Annotated in this window: 23 protein-coding genes; 22 read left to right on the top strand and 1 reads right to left on the bottom strand. The window is 47.2% G+C overall.

Features of this window, described 5'->3' with window-relative positions:
* Positions 1-15: 15 nt before the first annotated feature.
* The 7 genes from M1D71_RS17980 to M1D71_RS17950 all read left to right on the top strand — a co-directional run bounded on the left by M1D71_RS17980 (position 16) and on the right by M1D71_RS17950 (position 4,771).
* Positions 16-195: an IDEAL domain-containing protein gene (locus M1D71_RS17980; RefSeq protein WP_017687723.1), complete on the top strand. Its 180-nt coding sequence runs from the start codon at positions 16-18 to the stop codon at positions 193-195.
* 152 nt (positions 196-347) lie between these two features.
* Positions 348-770, top strand: a complete 423-nt coding sequence (locus M1D71_RS17975) for a DUF2487 family protein (RefSeq protein WP_458123078.1) — start codon at positions 348-350, stop codon at positions 768-770.
* A 193-nt stretch (positions 771-963) separates the two neighbouring features.
* Positions 964-1,506 (top strand): QcrA and Rieske domain-containing protein, encoded by a 543-nt coding sequence (locus M1D71_RS17970; protein WP_145322451.1) that lies wholly within the window; start codon positions 964-966, stop codon positions 1,504-1,506.
* A 15-nt stretch (positions 1,507-1,521) separates the two neighbouring features.
* Positions 1,522-2,193 carry a menaquinol-cytochrome c reductase cytochrome b subunit gene (qcrB, locus tag M1D71_RS17965; protein ID WP_017687726.1) on the top strand — a complete coding sequence of 224 codons (672 nt, stop codon included), beginning with the start codon at positions 1,522-1,524 and terminating at the stop codon, positions 2,191-2,193.
* A 21-nt stretch (positions 2,194-2,214) separates the two neighbouring features.
* A complete protein-coding gene (locus M1D71_RS17960; protein WP_458123077.1) occupies positions 2,215-3,099 on the top strand; it encodes a c-type cytochrome in 885 nt (294 codons plus the stop codon).
* Between the two features lie 109 nt (positions 3,100-3,208).
* Complete coding sequence (locus M1D71_RS17955; RefSeq protein WP_458123076.1) at positions 3,209-3,835, top strand: DUF1405 domain-containing protein; 627 nt, start codon at positions 3,209-3,211, stop codon at positions 3,833-3,835.
* Between the two features lie 66 nt (positions 3,836-3,901).
* Complete coding sequence (locus M1D71_RS17950) at positions 3,902-4,771, top strand: sporulation protein YpjB (protein WP_458123075.1); 870 nt, start codon at positions 3,902-3,904, stop codon at positions 4,769-4,771.
* A 111-nt stretch (positions 4,772-4,882) separates the two neighbouring features.
* On the opposite strand, the gene M1D71_RS17945 is transcribed toward M1D71_RS17950, so the two are convergent.
* The gene (locus tag M1D71_RS17945) at positions 4,883-5,752 is read right to left on the bottom strand and encodes a YitT family protein (RefSeq protein WP_458123074.1); all 870 of its coding nucleotides are present in this window, start codon (positions 5,750-5,752) and stop codon (positions 4,883-4,885) included.
* A 172-nt stretch (positions 5,753-5,924) separates the two neighbouring features.
* Here M1D71_RS17945 and M1D71_RS17940 point away from each other — a divergent pair, with 172 nt between their 5' ends.
* The 15 genes from M1D71_RS17940 to M1D71_RS17870 all read left to right on the top strand — a co-directional run bounded on the left by M1D71_RS17940 (position 5,925) and on the right by M1D71_RS17870 (position 20,838).
* Complete coding sequence (locus tag M1D71_RS17940) at positions 5,925-6,254, top strand: nucleotide pyrophosphohydrolase (protein WP_017687732.1); 330 nt, start codon at positions 5,925-5,927, stop codon at positions 6,252-6,254.
* A gap of 50 nt (positions 6,255-6,304) precedes the next feature.
* Positions 6,305-6,829, top strand: a complete 525-nt coding sequence (locus M1D71_RS17935) for a tetratricopeptide repeat protein (protein WP_458123073.1) — start codon at positions 6,305-6,307, stop codon at positions 6,827-6,829.
* A gap of 81 nt (positions 6,830-6,910) precedes the next feature.
* Positions 6,911-7,714: a 4-hydroxy-tetrahydrodipicolinate reductase gene (dapB, locus tag M1D71_RS17930; RefSeq protein ID WP_145322440.1), complete on the top strand. Its 804-nt coding sequence runs from the start codon at positions 6,911-6,913 to the stop codon at positions 7,712-7,714.
* Positions 7,715-7,725: 11 nt separating this feature from the next.
* The gene (gene mgsA / locus M1D71_RS17925; RefSeq protein WP_145322438.1) at positions 7,726-8,166 is read left to right on the top strand and encodes a methylglyoxal synthase; all 441 of its coding nucleotides are present in this window, start codon (positions 7,726-7,728) and stop codon (positions 8,164-8,166) included.
* On the top strand, positions 8,163-8,864 hold the full coding sequence (gene bshB1 / locus M1D71_RS17920) for a bacillithiol biosynthesis deacetylase BshB1 (RefSeq protein ID WP_458123072.1): 702 nt from the start codon (positions 8,163-8,165) through the stop codon (positions 8,862-8,864). Before mgsA ends, bshB1 begins: the two co-directional genes overlap by 4 nt.
* Positions 8,865-8,960: 96 nt before the next feature.
* Positions 8,961-10,121: an N-acetyl-alpha-D-glucosaminyl L-malate synthase BshA gene (bshA, locus tag M1D71_RS17915; RefSeq protein ID WP_458123071.1), complete on the top strand. Its 1,161-nt coding sequence runs from the start codon at positions 8,961-8,963 to the stop codon at positions 10,119-10,121.
* 62 nt (positions 10,122-10,183) lie between these two features.
* Positions 10,184-11,482 (top strand): CCA tRNA nucleotidyltransferase, encoded by a 1,299-nt coding sequence (locus M1D71_RS17910; RefSeq protein ID WP_458123070.1) that lies wholly within the window; start codon positions 10,184-10,186, stop codon positions 11,480-11,482.
* Positions 11,469-12,446: a biotin--[acetyl-CoA-carboxylase] ligase gene (locus tag M1D71_RS17905; RefSeq protein WP_458123069.1), complete on the top strand. Its 978-nt coding sequence runs from the start codon at positions 11,469-11,471 to the stop codon at positions 12,444-12,446. The genes M1D71_RS17910 and M1D71_RS17905 overlap by 14 nt, the downstream gene beginning before the upstream one ends.
* A gap of 343 nt (positions 12,447-12,789) precedes the next feature.
* Positions 12,790-13,665, top strand: a complete 876-nt coding sequence (gene panB / locus M1D71_RS17900; protein WP_458123068.1) for a 3-methyl-2-oxobutanoate hydroxymethyltransferase — start codon at positions 12,790-12,792, stop codon at positions 13,663-13,665.
* Positions 13,662-14,558 carry a pantoate--beta-alanine ligase gene (gene panC, locus M1D71_RS17895; RefSeq protein ID WP_458123067.1) on the top strand — a complete coding sequence of 299 codons (897 nt, stop codon included), beginning with the start codon at positions 13,662-13,664 and terminating at the stop codon, positions 14,556-14,558. Before panB ends, panC begins: the two co-directional genes overlap by 4 nt.
* Positions 14,551-14,934, top strand: a complete 384-nt coding sequence (panD, locus tag M1D71_RS17890) for an aspartate 1-decarboxylase (protein ID WP_017687742.1) — start codon at positions 14,551-14,553, stop codon at positions 14,932-14,934. The genes panC and panD overlap by 8 nt, the downstream gene beginning before the upstream one ends.
* Positions 14,935-15,027: 93 nt before the next feature.
* Positions 15,028-15,675, top strand: a complete 648-nt coding sequence (locus M1D71_RS17885) for a tetratricopeptide repeat protein (protein WP_458123066.1) — start codon at positions 15,028-15,030, stop codon at positions 15,673-15,675.
* A 143-nt stretch (positions 15,676-15,818) separates the two neighbouring features.
* Entirely contained in the window at positions 15,819-18,680 is a 2,862-nt protein-coding gene (gene dinG / locus M1D71_RS17880) for an ATP-dependent DNA helicase DinG (protein ID WP_458123065.1), read from the top strand.
* A gap of 213 nt (positions 18,681-18,893) precedes the next feature.
* Positions 18,894-19,547: a redox-sensing transcriptional repressor Rex gene (locus M1D71_RS17875; RefSeq protein ID WP_336764397.1), complete on the top strand. Its 654-nt coding sequence runs from the start codon at positions 18,894-18,896 to the stop codon at positions 19,545-19,547.
* Positions 19,534-20,838: an amidohydrolase gene (locus M1D71_RS17870; protein ID WP_458123064.1), complete on the top strand. Its 1,305-nt coding sequence runs from the start codon at positions 19,534-19,536 to the stop codon at positions 20,836-20,838. Before M1D71_RS17875 ends, M1D71_RS17870 begins: the two co-directional genes overlap by 14 nt.
* The last annotated feature ends 35 nt before the right edge of the window (positions 20,839-20,873 follow it).

Here is a 20,873-nt window from a genome sequence, read left to right as displayed (position 1 = left end):
TGGAGGTGCATCCTATTGGATAAAATGAAAGTTACGTATGAAGTCATGTTGGGGCTAGCAGCTGAGATGGTGTGGGACGAAGCGCTTCGCAAACAGCGTAGCGAGAAGCTCTATTTGGAAATCGATAAAGCGTTAGCTACCGGAGACGAAGTAGCTTTCCGGAGTCTGACGGATGAACTGAGGACCATAAACTGATGGGCTAAATACGTCTTTTCTGAGATAAAAGGGAATGCGCAGATGCGTATTCCCTTTTTTGATATGTGTAATTCCAAAATGATTGTCTGGATTTATAAGATATGCTCATATATAATATGGGAATAAAATGGATAGAAAGGGGATATAGGGAATTGAAATTCAGTGAGATGACTCAAGACAGCTGGGCTGAACTGCAACTCTATCTGGATACATGCCTTATTCCATACACAGCTCTTACCGGTGACCAGTCGCCAGTTGAAGCTACCGAGGCACTGGAGCGGCTGAGAGATTTTCTGGATATGGTCGAAATTCCTTTCAAAGGGAGAATCATGACATATCCAGCCTTTCATTATGCTAATTCGGAAATGTCAATGACATTAAATTCCTTGTCCGCCCAGCTTAAATCTTCAGGATTCAAATATGTGATTATTATGTCATCTGATGGTCAGTTTGAAGATGCTGAAATTCCATCTGCTGATTTGGTTTTGAGCCGGTTAACGTTAACTCGTGAGATCGAAGAAGAGGGGATTGCGAGATATGTCGGGGAGAAAATACGAGAGTTATGGAAAAAGTGAGTTTTATGTGACAAATGTGACAATTTTACAACACTTTTTTAATAACGCTTACAATTGAACCTTAAAAATGTGTGACAAATTCTTGACGGTGTTCTAGGGCTACTATATGATTATGTATGTTCTAGTAAGTCGTGGAATTTATGAAAATGAAAACGTTTGAGAGAGTTGGCTGAAAAAGGGGGTTGGAGACAGTATGAGCAGTGAGCATGACCAGCACGAAGCTTCGATGAAATTGCCAAGCCGCATGGAGATGTCACGCAGGCAGTTTTTGACGTACACGCTTGGTGGAGCTACAGCCTACATGGCCGCCGGTGCAATCCTTCCCATGGTCCGTTTTGCGGTGGACCCGATTTTGCAGCATAAGGGAGAAGGCACCTCTGTCAAAGTAGCTGAAATCAGCAAAATTACGAATGAACCTCAAGAATTCACCTTTGAACTTCAACAACAGGATGGTTGGTATCTGAGTAATGCATCGTTGGTGGCCTGGATTCGCAAAGATGAGCAGGGTAAAATTTATGCGCTCTCACCTATCTGTAAACATCTGGGATGTACAGTGGGCTGGAATAGTGACAAAAGTTATCCTGACGAGTATCATTGCCCCTGCCATGGCGCGCACTATGACAAGGAAGGGAAGAATCTTGCCGTAGCCCCCAAACCGCTGGATGAGTACGTAGTTAAGGAAGAGCAGGGTTGGGTATATCTGGGCGACATTGTTCCGAACACCCGAGTGAATTAGGAGGCGTGAACGCAGATGTTTAAAAATGTCTATGACTGGATTGACGAGCGTCTCGACATCACGCCAATCTGGCGGGACGTTGCGGATCATGAAGTTCCAGAGCATGTAAATCCGGCTCATCACTTTTCCGCATTCGTGTACTGCTTTGGTGGATTGACGTTCTTTATTACTGTTATTCAGATTCTGTCAGGCATGTTCCTGACCATGTATTACGTACCTGATATTATCAATGCCTACGCAAGTGTGGAGTATCTGCAGACCAAAGTAGCCTTCGGCCAAATTGTTCGCGGCATGCACCACTGGGGAGCCAGTCTGGTTATCGTAATGATGTTCTTACATACGATGCGTGTGTTCTTTACAGGCTCTTACAAGGCACCGCGAGAAATGAACTGGGTTGTCGGCATGCTGATCTTTTTCGTCATGTTGGGCCTGGGGCTCACAGGGTACTTGCTACCATGGGATAACAAAGCCTATTTTGCAACAAAAGTAACACTGGAGATTGCCAACACGGTTCCTTGGCTGGGACCAATTATCAAAGAATTCCTGCAAGGCGGTACGATTGTTGGTGCACAGACACTAACCCGATTCTTTGCCCTGCACGTATTCTTCCTCCCCGCTGTGCTTCTGGTGCTTCTGGTCGGACACTTTATCATGATCCGCAGACAGGGCATTTCGGGACCACTATAAACTGAGAAGGGAGGAATCGCAATGGCTCACGGACATAAGAAGGATGATGAGGAAAAGGTTATCTTTGTCGGTGATTCACGCGTCCGTAAAGGGGCGGGTTTTATTACCCCTCCTGATTACACGGCGTATCCCGGCAAATCAGAAGCCTTTATTCCCAACTTCCTGCTGAAAGAATGGATGGTTGGTGTCGTTGTATTGGTAGGGATTTTGGTTCTCACGATCTCAGAACCTGCACCTTTGGGATATCCGGCCAATCCGAGCGCATCCGTTATTCCCATGCCGGACTGGTACTTCCTTTTTCTGTATCAGTATCTGAAGTATCCATATGCATCAGGCGATTACGTCCTGCTCGGGGTACTGGGAGTCAGTGGAGTTGCTTTCGGAGCTTTACTGCTTGCACCGTTCCTGGACACAGGCAAGGAGCGACGTTTCTATAAACGTCCTATTGCTTCATCGTTGATGATACTATCGGTCATTGCAGTATTTTACCTGACAAACGTGGCATGGACGCACTACAAGCATGAGCTTGAAGCGACAGGACAGAAACCTGAACATATTCAACGTGAAGAAGAAGCGCTGGAGAGGCATGAACAGGGGCTTCCACCAATTTCCAATGCACCTGGACAGCAACAGGAAGTGGCCATCGTGGAGCAGGATGACCCTGCAATGGAAACGTACAAGAAGGCCGGCTGTATTGGTTGCCATGCGGCTGATATGAAGGGCGCAAGTGGACCTTCACTTCGGGGTGTGGGTGACAAGCACAGTCAGGAAGAGATTCTCACTATTATCAAAGAAGGCTACAACGAGATGCCTGCTCAGTACAATAATGCCATCGCACAAGGTGTTACGGATGAAGAAATTAATCATCTGGCCGAATGGCTTGCGAAACAGAAAGCAGAACAGTAAAATCGAAATAACCAATGAAACCTGATCGTTTATGCGGTCAGGTTTTTTGAAGTGTTTTTGAGCAGCACGTTATCGTGCATAACATGTGAAGAAGGAAGGGGCAGGGAACGTGGCTTTATCGTTTTTCTGGAGTAGGGAGTTTCTAACGAATCGTTATTTCCTGTGGCTTTTGTTTTGGTGTAATGCGGTAGGAACGGTATACGGTTACATCTGGTACGGTGATCAAATGAAAATGACGCTGGCCGAGCAGCCATTGTGGCAGATCGTATTTGTGCCGGATAGCCCAACGGCGAGTTTGTTTTTCACCTTAGCGTTGCTATGGATCCTGTACCCACCAAGGTCCATCATGATCAAACGGATTGGACATGTGATTCAGGCGCTTGCCGTGGTCACATCTGTGAAATATGGCGTGTGGGCCGTATCCATTATTTTCGCTGGCTGGATGCAAGGCGGTACACAGCACTGGCAAGACTGGATGTTGATTGCTTCGCATAGTGCGATGGCAATTGAAGCTCTTATATATGTGCGGTTTTTCGGCTTCCGCTGGGCAGCCCTTGTCGTTGCAGGTCTTTGGACGCTGTTGAACGATACGATGGATTATACATATGATATTTACCCCTGGTTACCCGCATCTCTCTATGATCATGTGGATGGCGTACGTAATTTCACTTTCGGGCTGACGCTGGTGAGTATTCTGTGTGCCTGGCTTGCGTTGAGACAAGCGAAACGAACCTGATATTCGATCTTGAGCTTGTTCTAAGGAACTGCCCGCCGCCATACATTGATGGTGGGAGGGATGTCCATGAAGAGAACGTTCAGGATCAAGACTGGCTTATTGGTGGTATCGTTCATGGCTCTGCTGCTGTGGACGAACTTAGCATATTGTGTATCCGCGCAAAGTAAAGGATTGAATTCGAATTCAGATCAGCAAGTGTCCACAAGCAATTCAATTGCACAACTGAATGAGGAAGCAGCCATATTGTATCGTCAGGCACTCGAGAACAATATCGAAGAAGTGCGAGGAAGCATTCTGCGCATCAGTAAAAGTCTGGAGCATATCTCTTTTGAGGGACAAACGACAGTAGAGGGCATTCATGCCTTGTCCGAAACCGTAGTTGAAGTGAAACAAGCCATTGTGAAGGTGAAAAATGATGATGCTTCTCTTCAGGAGTCCTCTGCCAAACTTAGACTTGCAGCAGATAGTCTCGCCAATCCGACCAAGCCTTTATGGCTTCAGTATTATAAAATCGTGAAAAATGATCTGGATGCTTTATCTGCTGCTACAAATCAGGGGCAAACTGCGGCCGTACTGGCAAACCGCTACGCCGTTCTGGAGGAGCATTACGAGACGATTCGTCCTGCCGCAATGATTCGCCGTGAACCGTATGAGATTGCTCAGATGGATGCCTGGTTATCTCATACCAAGGGGCTTACCACCGCAAAGCAGCCAGATTTAAATCAGTTAAAAAGCATGATAGGCCATGGTGAGGAACTGGTGAACCAGTTATTTGGTCGGGAGAAGGATGAGAGTGCCTTCGTACCGTTTGTACAGGGCCCTGATCGCAGGGCAGCCGGGTTGCTCATCAGTTCGGTCATTGTGGCAACGCTAAGTTATGCTGGGTACCGTAAATATCGTGCACAGCAGCAGGGTATATTTCCTTTTCGGCGCTAATAGAATATGAACCTGATCGTCGTCTATTAAAAAAACCTCTTTTCACATAAACAGCCACTATAACGGCTCTTCATGCGAAAAGAGGTTTTCTTGTAGTTTCTGTATAATACATCAACTTTCTTTGAAACCTTCTCCATGTACATCGTGAACATCGCTGATGATGACAAATGCTCTGGGGTCAATAGAACGTACAATCGTCTGCAACCGCCTGAACTCTTGTCTGGAAATAACACAGTAGGCCATGTGTTTGGCCTGTTTAGAGTATGCGCCAATGGCTGGAATGAGGGTAACACCACGATCCATCTCCCGTGTGATTTGATCCGCAATCTCGGGTGCATGGTCACTGATGATCATAAATGCCCGGGCAGAATATGCACCTTCTTGAATAAAATCGATAACTTTGGAGGCGATAAATACCGCTACGAGCGTATACAGAATTTTTTCTTTGGGGATGTAGATGAGAGAGAGCCCGATAATGACGAAATCAATGCCCAGTAATATTCGCCCCATACTCCATCCGTACTTTCGGTTGAGAATACGAGCAATGATGTCTGAGCCGCCCGTCGTTCCGCCCCAACGGAATACGATGCCAAGACCGGCTCCAAGAGTAACACCTGCATACAGGGCTGCGAGCAGGAGATCATTCTCGGTATGTAATGGTTCAATCCAGCCCAGATGAATCAACTTCTCGAACAACCACAGAAAAACGGTCAATGCTCCAATCCCGATTCCGGTATAGATCATCTGTCTGCCGCCCAGAATTTTGAGCCCGATCAGAAATAGAGGAACGTTTAGAATCAGAGTTGTAAGTGAAGGTGAAATGCCGAATGCATAATTGATCAGCACCGTAACCCCGGTGAGACCACCTTCCATAAGCTGGTTGGGGATAATGAAATAGAGGAGCCCGAAGGCATACAAGGCTGTACCCAGCAAGATGGGTAGAACCAGTTTGACTTGAACCCAGGTTTTGGCAGTGCTCATAAGATCCCTCACTGTAGATGAATTAGAATGAGAAGCAGTCATTCCCATCCTAGTATACCTGTTTATTGATTCTTTAAAAATGATTTGTCGCTGATGATGGTGGAAGTGAATCTAAATAACTGATATTATTAGGAACAAATACGACATCATTTCAAAAGGAGAATCCGTTCTCATGGAGAAAAGCATCGCAGAAATGCAGCGTGAGGTTGATCAGTATATCTCCCAGTTCAAGGAGGGATATTTCAGTCCTCTGGCCATGTTGGCCCGGATGTCTGAAGAGGTTGGAGAGCTTGCCAGGGAAGTGAATCACGAATTCGGTGAGAAGCCCAAAAAGTCTTCCGAAGCCGCCAATTCCATTGAACTTGAGCTCGGAGATATTTTATTTATCACGATTTGTTTTGCTAACTCGCTGGGTATTGATCTGGCTGAGGCGCACGATAAAGTCATGCATAAATTTAACACCCGCGATGCCAATCGGTGGACTCCCAAAAACACCGATTAGGCGTAGATTACATATGCTGTACCATCACCCGATCGGGGAGGGTCAGCTTAATGATGAAACCGGAAGAATATATGCAGCAGGCTTATCGCTGTATATTACAAAATGATTTTGAGCAGGCCATTCGTTGGTTCGAATCAGCCATTCATGCTCATCCGCAACATGCGGAGTTATATTATCGCTGTTCCATTACCCACGCACGCAGCAATCATCTGGTTCCGGCGCTTGAATATGCACGCAAGGCGGTTGAAATGTCGGCAGGAACAGAGGAATATATTTTGCACCTGCAGACATTGGAAGCGAAACAATTGACCTCCAGAGCCAAGCTGTTGTTGGAGCAGGCGGGTATTGCAACACAGGAGCGTTATGTGGAAGCGTCTACGCTGTTGAAAGAAGCGGTGAGACTTGATCCTCTTTCAGTAGAAGCTCATGTCATGCTTGCACTGGCTTACAGTGACTTAAATGAATTTGATTGTGCAATTCAGGCGTTGCGTGAGGCCATTTTGTTGGACCCGCATAACGGACAACTGCATCAGATGTTACAGGAAATCAAGCAACGCATGAAATCTATTCAATAAGAATTCATTTCACAAGGATATCCCAGTCAGTTGAAATGGATTCAACCATATGATCCAATATAGCGAGGAGATGCAGTCAAGATGAGTGAAGTAATAAGAGTTGCGGTGATCGGAGCGGCTGGTCGAATGGGCCGTGAAGTCGTGAAATTGGTACTTCAGGACCCGGAACTGGAGCTTGCAGCTGCAGTCAACCGCTCCGGAGCGGGCACCGATGCCGGAACACTGGTTGGTTTGCCAGAGTGTGGAGTACTGGTGACTGATGATATTGAAATGGCCTTTGCCGAGACAAAACCGCAGGTCATGGTTGATTTTACAGTGCCACAATATGCTTTTGCACATACTGAGATCGCGATCCGTCATGGAGTCAGACCTGTCATGGGTGTTACCGGCTTCACGCCGGAGCAGATCGAACAGTTGGACAAGCAGTGTCAGGACAAAGGAATCGGAGGGCTCATTGCCCCTAACTTCTCGATCGGTGCCATCTTGATGATGCGATTCGCAGCACAGGCTGCCAAGCATATGCCGAATGTGGAGATTATTGAATATCACGGAGATCAGAAGCTGGATGCTCCTTCAGGAACAGCGATCAAAACAGCGGAACTGATTGCTGCTAATCGCGAAGAACTTCGTCAAGGTAATCCGAATGAGGAAGAAACGATTGAAGGATCACGCGGTGGTTATTACAATGGCTTCCGAATTCACAGTGTACGACTACCTGGCGTATTTGCTCAGCAGGAAGTGGTTTTCGGAGATTATGGCCAGTCGCTTAAAATTCGGCATGACTCCTATGAGCGTGCAGGGTATATGCCTGGTGTTAAGATAGGCGTACAAAAGGTTATGGAATATACAGGACTCATCTACGGATTTGATCACTTTATCGACTAAAGGAGATTGTCATGTTGAAAATAGCATTTATCGCCCATGATCGCAAAAAAGAAGAGATGGTTAACTTCGTGACGGCATATGAGCCTGTCTTTACAGACCATCAATTGTACTCGACTGGAACAACAGGGCTTCGTATTATGGAGGGAACATCGTTGCAGATTCATCGATTCGAATCGGGCCCATTGGGTGGAGATCAGCAGATTGGAGCCTTGGTTGCGCAAAATGAGATGGATCTGATTATTTTTCTGCGCGATCCACTGATGGCACAACCACACGAGCCGGATATTAATGCGTTGCTGCGTCTTTGTGATGTGCAGGGGATTCCACTTGCTACAAATATCGCAACTGCTGAAATCCTGGTTAAGGCTCTGGATCGTGGCGATTTTGGCTGGAGAGAGCTGGTACATAAATACAAGCCGGAGGCTGGACTGAATTCAGGTGATTCCGAATGAGTCTGGATATTCTCATCTTTGGAGCACATGCGGACGACGCGGAGATTGGTATGGCTGGAACCATTGCCAAACATACCGCTGCGGGATTGAAAGTAGGCGTATGTGATCTGACTCGGGCTGAGATGTCTTCCAACGGAACAGTAGAGCGCAGAACCGAGGAAGCGGAGAAAGCCTCCCGCGTCCTCGGTCTTTCGTGTCGAACGAACCTGGCTCTGCCTGATCGGGGATTATATCTCACGCCTGAGCATGTTCAGGCGGTAACGGCTGAGATACGCCGTCATGCCCCTCGGATGGTGTTTGCTCCCTATTGGGAAGATCGTCATCCGGATCATGTCAATTGCAGCAAGCTGGTGCAGGAGGCTGTATTTAATGCCAAGCTTCGGAACTACATGCCGGACATGCCTGCCGTGCAAGTGAAGGAACTCTATTTTTACTTTATTAATGACATTGGACCTACGGATTTGATTGTGGATATTACGGAACACTATGAGCAAAAAGAAACCTCGTTGCTCTGTTATCGTTCCCAATTCGAACTGAGAGACGGAGCGGTCTCCACTCCATTGAATCAAGGGTATATCGAACGTGTAAGAGCCCGTGATTCGTTGCTGGGACAACGCAGTCTCATCCCGTTTGCAGAAGGTTTTGCTACAATTACACCTTACGTGGTGCAACAATTTGGCACAGCTGCCAATAAATGATTTTACACTGTACGAGTTAATGAACGAATTGTTTCATTATTCCGTTGCATTTACATCAACCTGCATTACGCGGGAGATCAAAGGAGCGTCCACCGGATGGATCAAAAGTTAAAAATCGGCATTACCTGTTATCCGTCCCTCGGAGGGTCTGGCGTTGTCGCAACGGAGCTGGGCAAATTGCTTGCCGAACAGGGGCATCAGGTTCATTTTATTGCTAACAGTATCCCGTTCAGACTGGGTACATTCCAGAAAAATATTTTTTATCACGAAGTTGAAGTGAATGATTATTATGTTTTCCGTTATCCTCCTTATGATCTGTCACTCGCTACCAAGATGGCTCAGGTGGCCAAGTCACAGCAACTGGATCTGCTGCATGTTCACTATGCCGTGCCACACGCAGTATGTGCCTTTCTCGCGAAACAGATGGTAGGGGATGGCCTCAAAGTGGTTACCACGTTACATGGAACGGATATTACGGTTTTGGCTCAGGATGAATCTCTGAAGGATTTAATTCGTCTGGCCATTAATGAAAGTGACGCGGTCACTGCAGTATCACAAGATTTGATACGGGAAACGGTTGAACTGCTGGATATTCAGCGTCCAATCGATTTGACCTATAATTTTATTGATAAACGAATATATTATCCGCGGGATGCTGCCAGTCTGCGAAGAGACTTCGCAACGCCCGACGAAAAGATATTAATGCATATCTCCAACTTCCGACCAGTGAAACGAACTCAGGATGTGGTCGAGGTCTTCCGTCAGGTACAGGAGCAGGTTCCAGCCAAACTGCTATTTGTTGGCGAAGGGCCTGATTTGCCGAAGATGCAGTGGAAAATTAATGATCTCGGCTTGAATGATAAGGTTCATTTCCTTGGTAAACAGGATGACATTGCTCAGGTCATCTCCATGGCGGATGTGTTGATGCTTCCATCGGAGAAGGAAAGTTTCGGACTTGTTGCGCTCGAAGCAATGGCTTGCGGTGTACCCACAATCGGTTCACGGGCCGGAGGAATTCCGGAACTGGTCTTACATGGTAAGACGGGTTTCCTATCCGCAATCGGGGATACACAATCCATGGCCGAGAACACCATCCGTTTGTTGACGGATGACCGTTTGGCTGCGGAGTTCAGGGAGGCGTGTCTCCAGCGCGCGCATCATGATTTTTGCAATGATGCCATTCGGCATGAATATGAACAGATTTACTACCGGGTGCTGGGAAGGGAAGTTCCAAATCTGAAACCGGTTTGCGGTTAATCGTTTGCTTGGCGAAATCATACTGTGCATACCACAACAGGCAAGAGAAGAGGTGATATGTGGTGGTTCAATGGACACAGGTAGATCGTGAAATGGCAATTCAAAGTGAGAACGTACTCACAAGATTAAATGAACATGGCTACAAGGCATACTGGGTGGGCGGTTGTGTCCGTGATGAATTGCTGGGACGAGTTGTAGACGATATGGATATCACGACATCTGCTTCTCCTCAGCAAGTCATGGAACTGTTCGATGATTGCATTCCTACGGGCCTGCAGCATGGAACGGTGACAGTTCGTTCAGGCGGCTACTACTTTGAAGTTACCACGTTTCGAACAGAATCCGAATATCAGGATAACCGCAGACCTGCTGCGGTTCGATTTGTCCAAGATATTAAGGAAGACTTAAAGCGGCGTGACTTCACGATGAACGCTCTTGCCATGGACGTCACTGGGACAATTGTTGACCCCTTCGGTGGACAGGCAGATATTAAGGAAGAGCGAGTCAGATGTGTGGGCTCTGCGTTGGAACGGTTTGGTGAAGATGCACTGCGGATGCTTCGCTGTGTTCGGTTTGCTTCGGTATTTGATTTCAAAATCGCCCATAATACGTGGAAGGGTCTTGTAAGGCAGAAAGACCTGCTACAACATATAGCGATGGAACGGGTACGCACCGAGATGGTCAAAATGATGTCGGGACCGCATCCATTAAGAGGGTTGGAGCTGTTATACAGAAGTGATGCGCTTGCGCACATCAAAGCGCCAGTTAGCTCCGCCCGCTTCAACAAGACGTTGTTATCCAATCTGGAACAATTGTCAGGCGTGCATGTATTACTTCGGTGGTCACTTATCCTGATCACTGGCGGGTTTAGCAAAGATGAAGCAGATGTTTTATTACGTCAGTGGACATTCTCCAATGAACATCGCTCTCGGATCGCTGGGGTTATTCAGGTGGAGCAGTTGATTCATTCATCAGTCCAGGAACAGAAGGACACGGCCAGTTTGCGATCCGATTGGATTGTTACTGTTCTGGCTTGCGGCGTTCAGGCTGCGGATGATTGGCTGCGGATACAGTCGCTGTTGCCAGCAGGATGGCGGAATCAGTCTGAACAGGCAGAAGTGCAAGTCATTTTGGTTCAAGACCTTGCTGCCGAATGGAGTCAATCGATCCCTGTGCATGACTTGAAAGAACTGGATATCACAGGTGAACAAGTGTTGCAGATGGTGCAGCGCAAAGGCGGACCTTGGTTGGGACAACTCATGAAACATTTGTTAAGAGAAACGGCGATTGGAACGATAGCGAATCAGCATGAAGCGCTAAGCGCAGAAGTGAAGCGGGTGGTTCAAGATGACCAAGCATGAAGATCTGTTACATATGTTATTAAATGCAGAAGGACGATTCGTATCGGGTGAGGAGATCAGCCGTAATCTGTTCATTAGTCGGACTGCTGTGTGGAAACATGTGAACAAGTTGCGTGACATGGGTTATGAGTTCGAGGCTGTATCCCGCAAAGGGTATCGTCTGGTTACCAAGCCGGACAGCATTGACGCTACTGCCCTTCAATTGGCACTGGACACAACCGTATTTGGCCGTAAGGCCATTCTGTTGACCTCGACCTTGTCTACCCAAGGGGATGTTCTGAAACTAGCTGAGCAGGGGCAGGCCGAAGGCGCTGTGGTCATTGCGGAAGAACAAACGGGAGGAAGAGGGCGCTTTGGTCGAAAGTGGTTCTCTCCTCCGGGTAAAGGAATCTGGATGAGCGTCCTGTTGCGCCCTGATTTACCACTTCAGCACACGCCGCAGCTTACTTTATTAGCAGGTGTGGCTGTATGTCGTGCGGTACGAGCTTGTACAGGAGCTGATGCAGGCATCAAGTGGCCAAATGATCTGTTGATTGATGGACGCAAGGTGTGTGGCATATTGCTTGAATCCACGGTGGAAGATCATGAAGTCAGATACTGTATTGCAGGTATAGGCGTGGACGTCAACTTTGATCCCGAGGATTATCCGGAAGATCTGACTACAATCGCTACTTCGCTCAAGATAGAGACGGGGCAACCTGTTGATCGCACCAAGCTCACGGCTGCCATTTTGACGGAATTGGAACAATTGTATTTTTTGTATCAAAAAGAAGGATTCGGTGTCATCTCAGCCCTTTGGGAGGCCCTGTCCGTATCGATGAATCGAGAGATTACAGTTACGAATCCTCAAGGTATCATTGAAGGGAAGGCAATCGGCTTGGACCCTTCTGGAGCACTTGTTGTGGAGAAACATAATGGAGAACATGTACTAGTCATCTCTGGTGAGGTCTCCTGGAAATCATAGCAATTTGTCGAATTTTCAATGGTAAAATGAACACAAGACGTGAAGTTTGAGCAGAACTTTGGTATACTGTGTTCGTGAGGCAATATCGGCTGATACAGACCGAATTGCACTCCGGCAAAAGTAACCTTTGTTCTGCTTTGACGTGTTATACAGAGGCAGACAGCAGTACAAGTATGAAATAAGTAAAGTGAGTTGTTGGATTCTGCTCTGAGCCGAAGAGGACCGAGACAGAAGGGACGATCGCAAGAGACTCTTTTTTGACTTTTCGGGACTTTTTAGTGGAAAACTAAAAGGTTTTTTTTGTTGCGTTTATTTGAAAAGAAGAAAGGAGCCATGAGAGAAAATGGCAAACAAACAAGCGTTGAATATTGTGAAAATGAAAAAATATAAGCAGGATAGCGTGCCGCTCAGTATGATCACGGCTTACGATTATCCGTCAGCTCTCCTTGCAGAAGAGGCAGGTATCGATCTGATCCTGGTAGGGGATTCACTTGGCAATGTAGTGCTGGGATATAACTCCACTCTTCCGGTGACCATCGACGATATGGTGTACCACACACGTTCCGTAGTACGCGGGGCAGAGAAGACATTTATTGTGGCTGACATGCCTTTTATGACTTATCATGGCAGCGTGGATGAGACACTTAAAGGTGTACGTCGACTGATGCAAGAGGGGCATGCCCATGCGGTTAAAATGGAAGGCGGAGTCGAAATAGCGGACACCGTCAGAGCGGTCGTGCAAGCAGGTGTGCCTGTTCTTGGACATATCGGACTGACACCTCAATCGGTTAACCAGATCGGTGGTTACCGGATTCAGGGTAAAGATGCAGTGGATGCGAAACGCCTGATGGACGAAGCAAAAGCACTGGAAGCGGCAGGTGCGTTCGGTATCGTGCTTGAACTGGTCACGGAAGAAGTTGCTCGGGCCATCTCGGAGGAGCTGTCCATCCCTACCATTGGGATTGGAGCCGGGAGAGGTTGTGACGGTCAGGTGCTGGTATTCCACGATGTGGTTCAATATGCCTCTCCGTATACACCTAAACGTTTTGTCAAAACGTATGGAGATGTGGGCACATTAATCAGAACAAGCATCGAAGCTTACGTGAAGGAAGTTAAAGATCGTTCATTCCCGGCCGAGGAGCATGTGTTCAACGCTGCGGATGGTGTTCTGGATCAACTGTATGGACAACAAAAGGAAAAGGTGGAGAGTAACTCATGAAAGTAGTACGGACAATCGCAGAGTTAAGACAGGAGCTAAGCCTGAAGCGTCAAGCGATTCGGTCCAGTGCGTCCGTTGTAGGTCTGGTACCGACAATGGGGTATCTGCATCAAGGTCATGCAAGCTTGATGCAAGCAGCCAGACAACAGAGCGATGTCGTGGTAGTGAGCATATTCGTTAATCCGATTCAATTTGGTCCAAATGAAGATTTTGACAGCTATCCGCGGGATGAAGCCAGAGATGTGGAAACAGCACGTTCACAAGGGGTTGATATCGTATTTATTCCCTCTGTTGAAGAGATGTATCCACAGGCAACGCAGACAACGGTATCTGTTTCACAATTGACTGAGCGCTTATGCGGCGCTTCCCGTCCAGGACATTTTGACGGGGTAACGACCGTAGTCTCCAAGCTGTTCAACATCGTACAGCCACAGCGTGCATTTTTCGGGATGAAAGACGCCCAGCAAGTTGCTGTCATTCAACAGATGGTGAATGATTTGAATATGCCTGTAGAAATTGTACCTTGTCCGATTGTTCGCGAAGAGGATGGCCTTGCCCTCAGTTCACGTAATGTCTATCTTAGTGCTGAACAGCGTACTCAGGCATTGGTTATGTCAAAGGCACTGCGCGCAGCCCAGGAAGCGGCAGATACAGGTTTGGCTATAACCGCCGCAGACATCCGTCGTATCCTGCGTGAGCAGATTACAAGCTCACCGCTTGCCGTTATCGATTACGCAGAGATTCAAGCTTTTCCTAGTCTGGAGCCGCTCGCAGATCAGGAAGAAGTTCAAGGACGTGACAATCTACACATTGCACTTGCTGTGAAATTTGGTAAAATAAGATTAATTGACAATATAAAATTAAAAAAAACAGAGGTGCTGTCCCATGTTTAGAACACTTATGAAATCCAAAATTCACCGGGCTACGGTAACGGAAGCCAACTTGAACTATGTGGGTAGCATTACCATAGATGAGGATTTGATGGAAACATCCGATCTGATGGAAAACGAAAAAGTGCAAATTGTGAACAATAACAATGGTGCGCGTCTGGAAACTTATGTAATTCCAGGACCACGCGGTAGCGGGGTCATATGTCTTAACGGTGCAGCTGCACGTCTGGTACAGCCCGGAGATAACGTCATTATCATTTCTTACGCCATGATGTCTCAAGAAGAGGCAAATACTCACAAACCAACGGTTGTATTTGTAGATGGACAGAATAAACCTGTACAAACGATGAAGCAGGAAGTTCACGCAACAATTATGTAATCGACTGGTAAGGAGAATGAAATCGGCCCTTGAAGCAAAAAATGAGTACAGGTCACTGCACTAATCCATTTTTTCAAGGGTGGGGATGCATCGATGTTCCAGCATGTTTTCGCAGAAATGAACGACATGTTAGATGAAATTATCAAGAGCTATCCTTCCGCTGAAGGCCTGAACAAACAGGAATTGCTGCAAAAGTGGAACTTGCTTAAGCGGATGAGTGACGGAATGCTGGATGAATGGCTGATGTTTGAAGAGAAGATGAGCCAAGTGCGGGAGCGGGAGATGGATAAGCCCGCTTCCCTTGAACCTGAACAGGAAGCAGTCACCGCTCTGCCTGAACTCCATCTGGAATGTTTCAGTCGGGGGCAGGGTTATTTCAAGTTACAGATGTATCCGCAGGCGATCATGCAGTTCTCCCGGGTTGTGGCCGACCATCCGGAGAGTGCATTGACTCGTTTTTACCTGGCGCTCGCGTATCTGAATCTGGAACAAATGGCGGAAGCCGGGACACATTTGCAGCAGATCATGTACCTTAAGGGTTCTCCTCGCTTGAAAGGGCTTGTATGTAACGCCCTGGGCTGTATTCAAGCCAAGCTTGCGAATCCGGAAGCTGCATGTTCACTGTTTGCACAGGCCCTTCAGCATGACCCAACATTGACCGAACCACTGTACAACATGGAAGCTTGCAGGTTGAACAGAGGAAAATTGCAATATGCAAATCAGCTGACGACCCTCCATTAAAGGGGGTATTCGGCGACAAGAAAACGGTGTTCCCTCCTTTGGCATAGCGGCGGGGACACCGCTTTTTTGTGAGTTAATTTTCAAATCCCCTTTTTTTTGCTATGCTGTAACATAGACTGGAATGGAAGGGACCGTACATTGCAATGAAATTTGCCGTATTGGATTTCGAAACAACCGGCACGCAGTCCGACGGTGAGATTATACAAGCCGGACTTGCCATCATAGATCATGACTACAGCATAACTCAAATATATAGTTCTTATGTGAACCCTGGTGTACCGATTCCCCCGTTTATTTCGGGGTTAACGGGTATTACCGATGAAGATGTAGCGGACGCTCCATCACTCGAAGAGATGATGATGGAAATGGTTCCGCTGCTTAATGATGTGGTTCTTGTTGGACACAATGTAGCTTTTGATTTTCACTTTTTGCAGAATGCTCTCGACCGTTGCGGTTATTTACCGTTCACTGGTCGCATTCTGGACACGATTGATTTTCTGAAGATTACGTTCCCATCACTTGGTTCTTATCAACTCGGTTATGTATCTTCTGAATTTGGCTTTCAGCATGATCGCCCTCATCAGGCAGACAGTGATGCACTGGCGACAGCTTATGTGCTGCTCAAGTGTCTGGATGAGTTGAAGGAATTACCGCTCATAACGATTCAACGGCTCAGTGACCTGTTTGCACCAGAAGACAGTGACTTGGGTTGGTTCTTGGACGGAATGCGCAGTGAGAAGGAATCAGAGCCGATTCAGGACCTGGACGGACATACCTATTATCGTCAGCTTGCTCTTAATGTGAGTGATTGGACCGATATTGGTGCACCACGCGATGAGCGGGAGGGTAACCCCCTCGATGGTGTAAGCTTTGAACAGTTTATGGACCAGGTCCGAGAGAATCTGAAGGATACGCTGGATCATTATGAAGAGCGTGAGGCGCAGACTCAGATGTTCAGCAGTGTAAGGCAAGCCCTGAACGAAGAGAAACATCTCTTGATTGAGGCTGGAACAGGGACTGGTAAATCTCTGGGTTATCTATTACCTGCTATTTACGAAAGTGTGAAGCAAGAACAGAAAGTCATGGTCAGCACCCATACGATCAATCTGCAGGAGCAATTGAGAGAGCGGGACATTCCGATGCTGACTCAAGTGGTTCCGTTTCCGTTTAAGGCTGCTGTATTCAAAGGACGTGGACATTACCTCTGCCTGCGCAAATTTGAACACAAAATCAATAAACGTGAATTCGCTACCCCGAAAGAGGATTATTTCACAGCGGCTCAGATGATTGTCTGGCTTACGCAGACCGAAACCGGAGATGATGAGGAACTTAATCTTAGCGGACGCGGAGGAGACTTCTGGGAGACGGTACAGAGCGAATCCGAGTCCTGTCTGGGTAGATCCTGTCCATGGTTCCGCAAATGTTTCTACCATCGCGCCAAACATGAGGCAGGGTTGTCGGATATCGTAATCACGAATCACTCTAAATTATTTACGGATGTAAAAGCAGCGCATCAGTTACTACCAGCCTATGAGAGTCTTGTGATCGATGAGGCACATCATCTGGAGGATGTCGCTGGTAAGCATCTTGGAATGCATATGAAATATTTTACCTTGGTTCATACACTGACTCGCCTGTTTAAAGACAGTCGTAATGGTCAGCTGCCTATGCTTCGTTCGCAGTTATCCGGGCATGAAAATTCGGTGCAATGGGGCTCAATGGTGGATCAGATGTTCCCACTCGCTCTTGAAGTTAAGGAGCTATGGGATCGAATGAGTGATGCCTTGTTCGGCCTTTTACCTGAACGAAGTGATGCTTCACCAGGAGAAACGGGGCAATTTTCCCTGCGTTTGAAGGCATCTCAGAAACCGGCCAAATGGCAGGAGTTGCAGGATCTGGAGAACCAGATCTATGTGACATTAGGCGATTTGGTTCGCAAAGGCGACAAATTGCTGCTTGAGGTGAAAGAAGATCAGGATGATTATCAATCAGATAGCCTGATCACGGACATCACAGGTTTGCTGAAAGATCTGACCACATTGAAGGAGAATCTACGGTTCTTCATGCGTATGGATGACGCCAAAACGGTGTACTGGATGGAAGCCAGCGGCCAGTTCCGCAGTAAATCTCTCCAGCTGTATGCCGTACCTGTAGATGTCAGTGCACAACTTAAGGATTTGTTTTTCGACAAAAAGAAAAGCGTTGTGCTTACATCGGCTACGCTCTCTGTAGATAAGTCATTCCAGTTCATGATTGAACAGCTTGGCTTGCAGGAAGCCTCCGAGAATAATCGGCTGTTAACGTCGATGCTGCCATCACCTTTCAATTATCGCGATCAGGCACTTCTGGTGATTCCGCGTGATTTTCCAAGTGTGAAAGGCAGTGTGGGTGATGCGCACTTTGTCAATATGCTGGTGCAATCACTCGCAGAGACTGCAATTGCCACTCGTGGACGCATGATGGTTCTGTTTACTTCATACAAGATGCTGCGACAGGTCTATGATCCGCTGAAGGAGGCTCTGTCTGGTAACGATATCTCGTTGCTGGGGCAAGGCGTTGACAGCGGAAGTCGCTCCAAATTGACTCGCAGGTTCCAGGAGGCAAAAGCTACGGTGCTTCTGGGTACAAGCAGCTTCTGGGAGGGTGTAGATATCCCGGGAGAAGCGCTAACCTGTCTCGCTATCGTGCGCCTGCCTTTCCAACCACCAAATCATCCGTTGGTGGAAGCCAAGAGTGAGTTGCTTCAGGAGCAAAAGAAAAATCCGTTCCTGAAACTGTCTGTGCCGCAAGCAGTCATTCGTTTCAAGCAAGGATTTGGCCGATTGGTTCGTACAGCGAAGGACAGAGGTATTGTCATTGTTTATGATACAAGGGTGATTGAAGCGTATTATGGTAAATTCTTCTTATATTCATTACCTGGTCCCAAAATGGAGCATATGCTCACAGAGCAGATGGTTCCACGAATTACCGAGTGGTTGGAAAAACCTGCTAAAGAACAAGAATAATCGGTTGTTTTGTTCGTTATATCATTGCATGACGCTACAGTTTGGCGTTAAACTTTATGAGATCTTTCGGATCAACACAGCTGCACGTAAGAACTTATAACCTAAATTACAAGGAGCATTCTGTATAAAAAGTCACTTCTATCTTTGAATTTATACAGAGTGCTCATCTTTTCATCTACTATTTTATCGTGGCCTTGGTAAGGGGGAGCAAGAATGAAATCAGATAAAATTTCGGAAGCGGTGGTACGACGTCTGCCTGTGTACTTGCGATATTTGAGCGAGTTGCATCAGCGTGAGGTGGCTACTGTTTCCTCTCAAGAACTCGGACAGAGGCTGGATCTGAATCCGGCCCAAATTCGAAAAGACCTGGCTTACTTCGGTGATTTTGGTCGTAAAGGGATCGGGTATGATGTATCCTATTTGATCGAGAAGATTCGTCACATCCTCAAGATTGATCAGCAAATTAATGTAGCTCTGGTAGGAGCGGGTAATCTCGGACAGGCCTTGTCCAACTACAACGCATATCTGAAAGACAATATGAAGATTGTTGCTGTATTCGATGCATACGGACCGAAGATTGGCAGTCAAATCAACAGTTTGACGGTGAAACCAATGAATGAATTGACGGAAGCGGTGAAAACGGACAATATCCGCATCGGAATTATCACGGTTCCAGATACGGAAGCCCAAAATGTAGCCGATCAGCTAATTGAATCGGGAATTGAAGCAATTCTTAATTTTGCGCCAACAATTCTAAAAACACCGCCGCATATCCGCATTCACCATGCTGATTTTACGACGGATCTGCTTAGTTTGGCCTATTACTTGGAGACTGGAAAGGACGAAGAGGAAGATGACAACAAATAGATGGGTAATCCACAACGGTAAATTTGCCGTTAATGAAGGCGCAACATGGAATGTGGTTCAAGGTTACATGGTTGTCGAGAATGACAAGATTGTGCATATTGGTGAGACATTGCCGGATGGAGACGAAAATTGTACCAAAGTGGATGGAAAAGGATTGTTCTTCCTGCCGGGTCTGATCAATACGCATGGTCATGCAGCGATGTCGCTGCTCAGAGGACATGGAGACGATCTTGCGCTGCAAGTATGGTTGCAGGAAAAAATGTGGCCGATGGAAGCGAAGATGACTTCACAAGATGTATACTGGGGAACTTCGCTATCGGTGCTTGAAATGTTGAAAGGTGGAACTACAGCCTTCCTGGACATGTATGATCACATGGATCAGGTTGCCAAAGTCGTGGAACAGTCCGGCGTTAGAGCAGCATTGGCACGCGGTGTCATTGGGCTGTGCTCGGAAGAAGAGCAATTGCGGAAGCTGGAGGAGTCGGCTGCTTTTGCGCGTGAGTGGAATGGACAGGCAGATGGACGTATTACAACCGTAATCTCGCCACACGCGCCATATACTTGCCCTCCTGACTACATAGAGAAGCTTGTACAGGTTGCGAACGACCTAAACCTTCCTCTCCATACACATATGTCGGAAACGCTTCGTGAAGTGGAGCAGAACGTGGCTGATTATGGCCTGCGTCCTGTGGCACATCTGGAGAAACTGGGCTTTTTCTCCCGTCCATCCCTGGTTGCACATGCGGTGCATCTGAATGATGAAGAGATTGAGATTCTGGCCCGTCATGATGTGGCTGTATCCCATAACCCGGGTAGTAACCTGAAACTTGCTTCAGGTGTTGCGCGGGTACCTGCTTTGCTGAAAGCGGGAGTTACCGTGTCACTCGGAACAGACGGACCGGCAAGCAACAACAACCTGGATATGTTCGAGGAAATGAGACTGGCTGCATTGATTCATAAAGGCGTGTCCGGTGACCCGACTGCAGTGCCTGCAGGAGAAGCATTACTGCTTGGCACGTCATACGGTGCCAAATCCATCTTCTTAAACAATACTGGAGCACTCCAGGTCGGCATGAAGGCTGATTTTATCGCCCTGGACATTGAACAGGCACATTTCTATCCACATACAGACCTGATCTCGCATACGATCTATTCGGCTTCTGCCAAAGATGTAGAGCACGTATGGGTGGATGGGAAGCAAGTGGTGAAGCATGGCGAATGTCTGACGCTGGATGAAGAGCGCATTTTGCGTGAGTCTCAATTGGCATTTGATGGTCTGCTTGGTCGTTAATTGCAGGACAGAGCATCATAGGGAAAGGAAGTTCG

The organism is Paenibacillus sp. Z3-2, assembly GCF_054161325.1.
The sequence above is the reverse complement of the archived record's forward strand: the minus strand, read 5'-3'. Positions and strand labels throughout refer to the sequence as shown.

What these genes read in the sequence shown, in the direction of transcription:
- M1D71_RS17970 (WP_145322451.1), top strand. Translation starts at nt 964, where the DNA reads ATGAGCAGTGAGCATGACCAGCACGAAGCTTCGATGAAATTGCCAAGC.
- bshA (WP_458123071.1), top strand. Translation starts at nt 8,961, where the DNA reads ATGGATCAAAAGTTAAAAATCGGCATTACCTGTTATCCGTCCCTCGGA.
- bshB1 (WP_458123072.1), top strand. Translation starts at nt 8,163, where the DNA reads ATGAGTCTGGATATTCTCATCTTTGGAGCACATGCGGACGACGCGGAG.
- M1D71_RS17940 (WP_017687732.1), top strand. Translation starts at nt 5,925, where the DNA reads ATGGAGAAAAGCATCGCAGAAATGCAGCGTGAGGTTGATCAGTATATC.
- qcrB (WP_017687726.1), top strand. Translation starts at nt 1,522, where the DNA reads ATGTTTAAAAATGTCTATGACTGGATTGACGAGCGTCTCGACATCACG.
- panB (WP_458123068.1), top strand. Translation starts at nt 12,790, where the DNA reads ATGGCAAACAAACAAGCGTTGAATATTGTGAAAATGAAAAAATATAAG.
- panD (WP_017687742.1), top strand. Translation starts at nt 14,551, where the DNA reads ATGTTTAGAACACTTATGAAATCCAAAATTCACCGGGCTACGGTAACG.
- M1D71_RS17885 (WP_458123066.1), top strand. Translation starts at nt 15,028, where the DNA reads ATGTTCCAGCATGTTTTCGCAGAAATGAACGACATGTTAGATGAAATT.
- M1D71_RS17950 (WP_458123075.1), top strand. Translation starts at nt 3,902, where the DNA reads ATGAAGAGAACGTTCAGGATCAAGACTGGCTTATTGGTGGTATCGTTC.
- M1D71_RS17875 (WP_336764397.1), top strand. Translation starts at nt 18,894, where the DNA reads ATGAAATCAGATAAAATTTCGGAAGCGGTGGTACGACGTCTGCCTGTG.
- M1D71_RS17960 (WP_458123077.1), top strand. Translation starts at nt 2,215, where the DNA reads ATGGCTCACGGACATAAGAAGGATGATGAGGAAAAGGTTATCTTTGTC.
- dinG (WP_458123065.1), top strand. Translation starts at nt 15,819, where the DNA reads ATGAAATTTGCCGTATTGGATTTCGAAACAACCGGCACGCAGTCCGAC.
- M1D71_RS17870 (WP_458123064.1), top strand. Translation starts at nt 19,534, where the DNA reads ATGACAACAAATAGATGGGTAATCCACAACGGTAAATTTGCCGTTAAT.
- M1D71_RS17945 (WP_458123074.1), bottom strand. Translation starts at nt 5,752, where the DNA reads ATGAGCACTGCCAAAACCTGGGTTCAAGTCAAACTGGTTCTACCCATC.
- M1D71_RS17905 (WP_458123069.1), top strand. Translation starts at nt 11,469, where the DNA reads ATGACCAAGCATGAAGATCTGTTACATATGTTATTAAATGCAGAAGGA.
- panC (WP_458123067.1), top strand. Translation starts at nt 13,662, where the DNA reads ATGAAAGTAGTACGGACAATCGCAGAGTTAAGACAGGAGCTAAGCCTG.
- mgsA (WP_145322438.1), top strand. Translation starts at nt 7,726, where the DNA reads ATGTTGAAAATAGCATTTATCGCCCATGATCGCAAAAAAGAAGAGATG.
- M1D71_RS17935 (WP_458123073.1), top strand. Translation starts at nt 6,305, where the DNA reads ATGATGAAACCGGAAGAATATATGCAGCAGGCTTATCGCTGTATATTA.
- dapB (WP_145322440.1), top strand. Translation starts at nt 6,911, where the DNA reads ATGAGTGAAGTAATAAGAGTTGCGGTGATCGGAGCGGCTGGTCGAATG.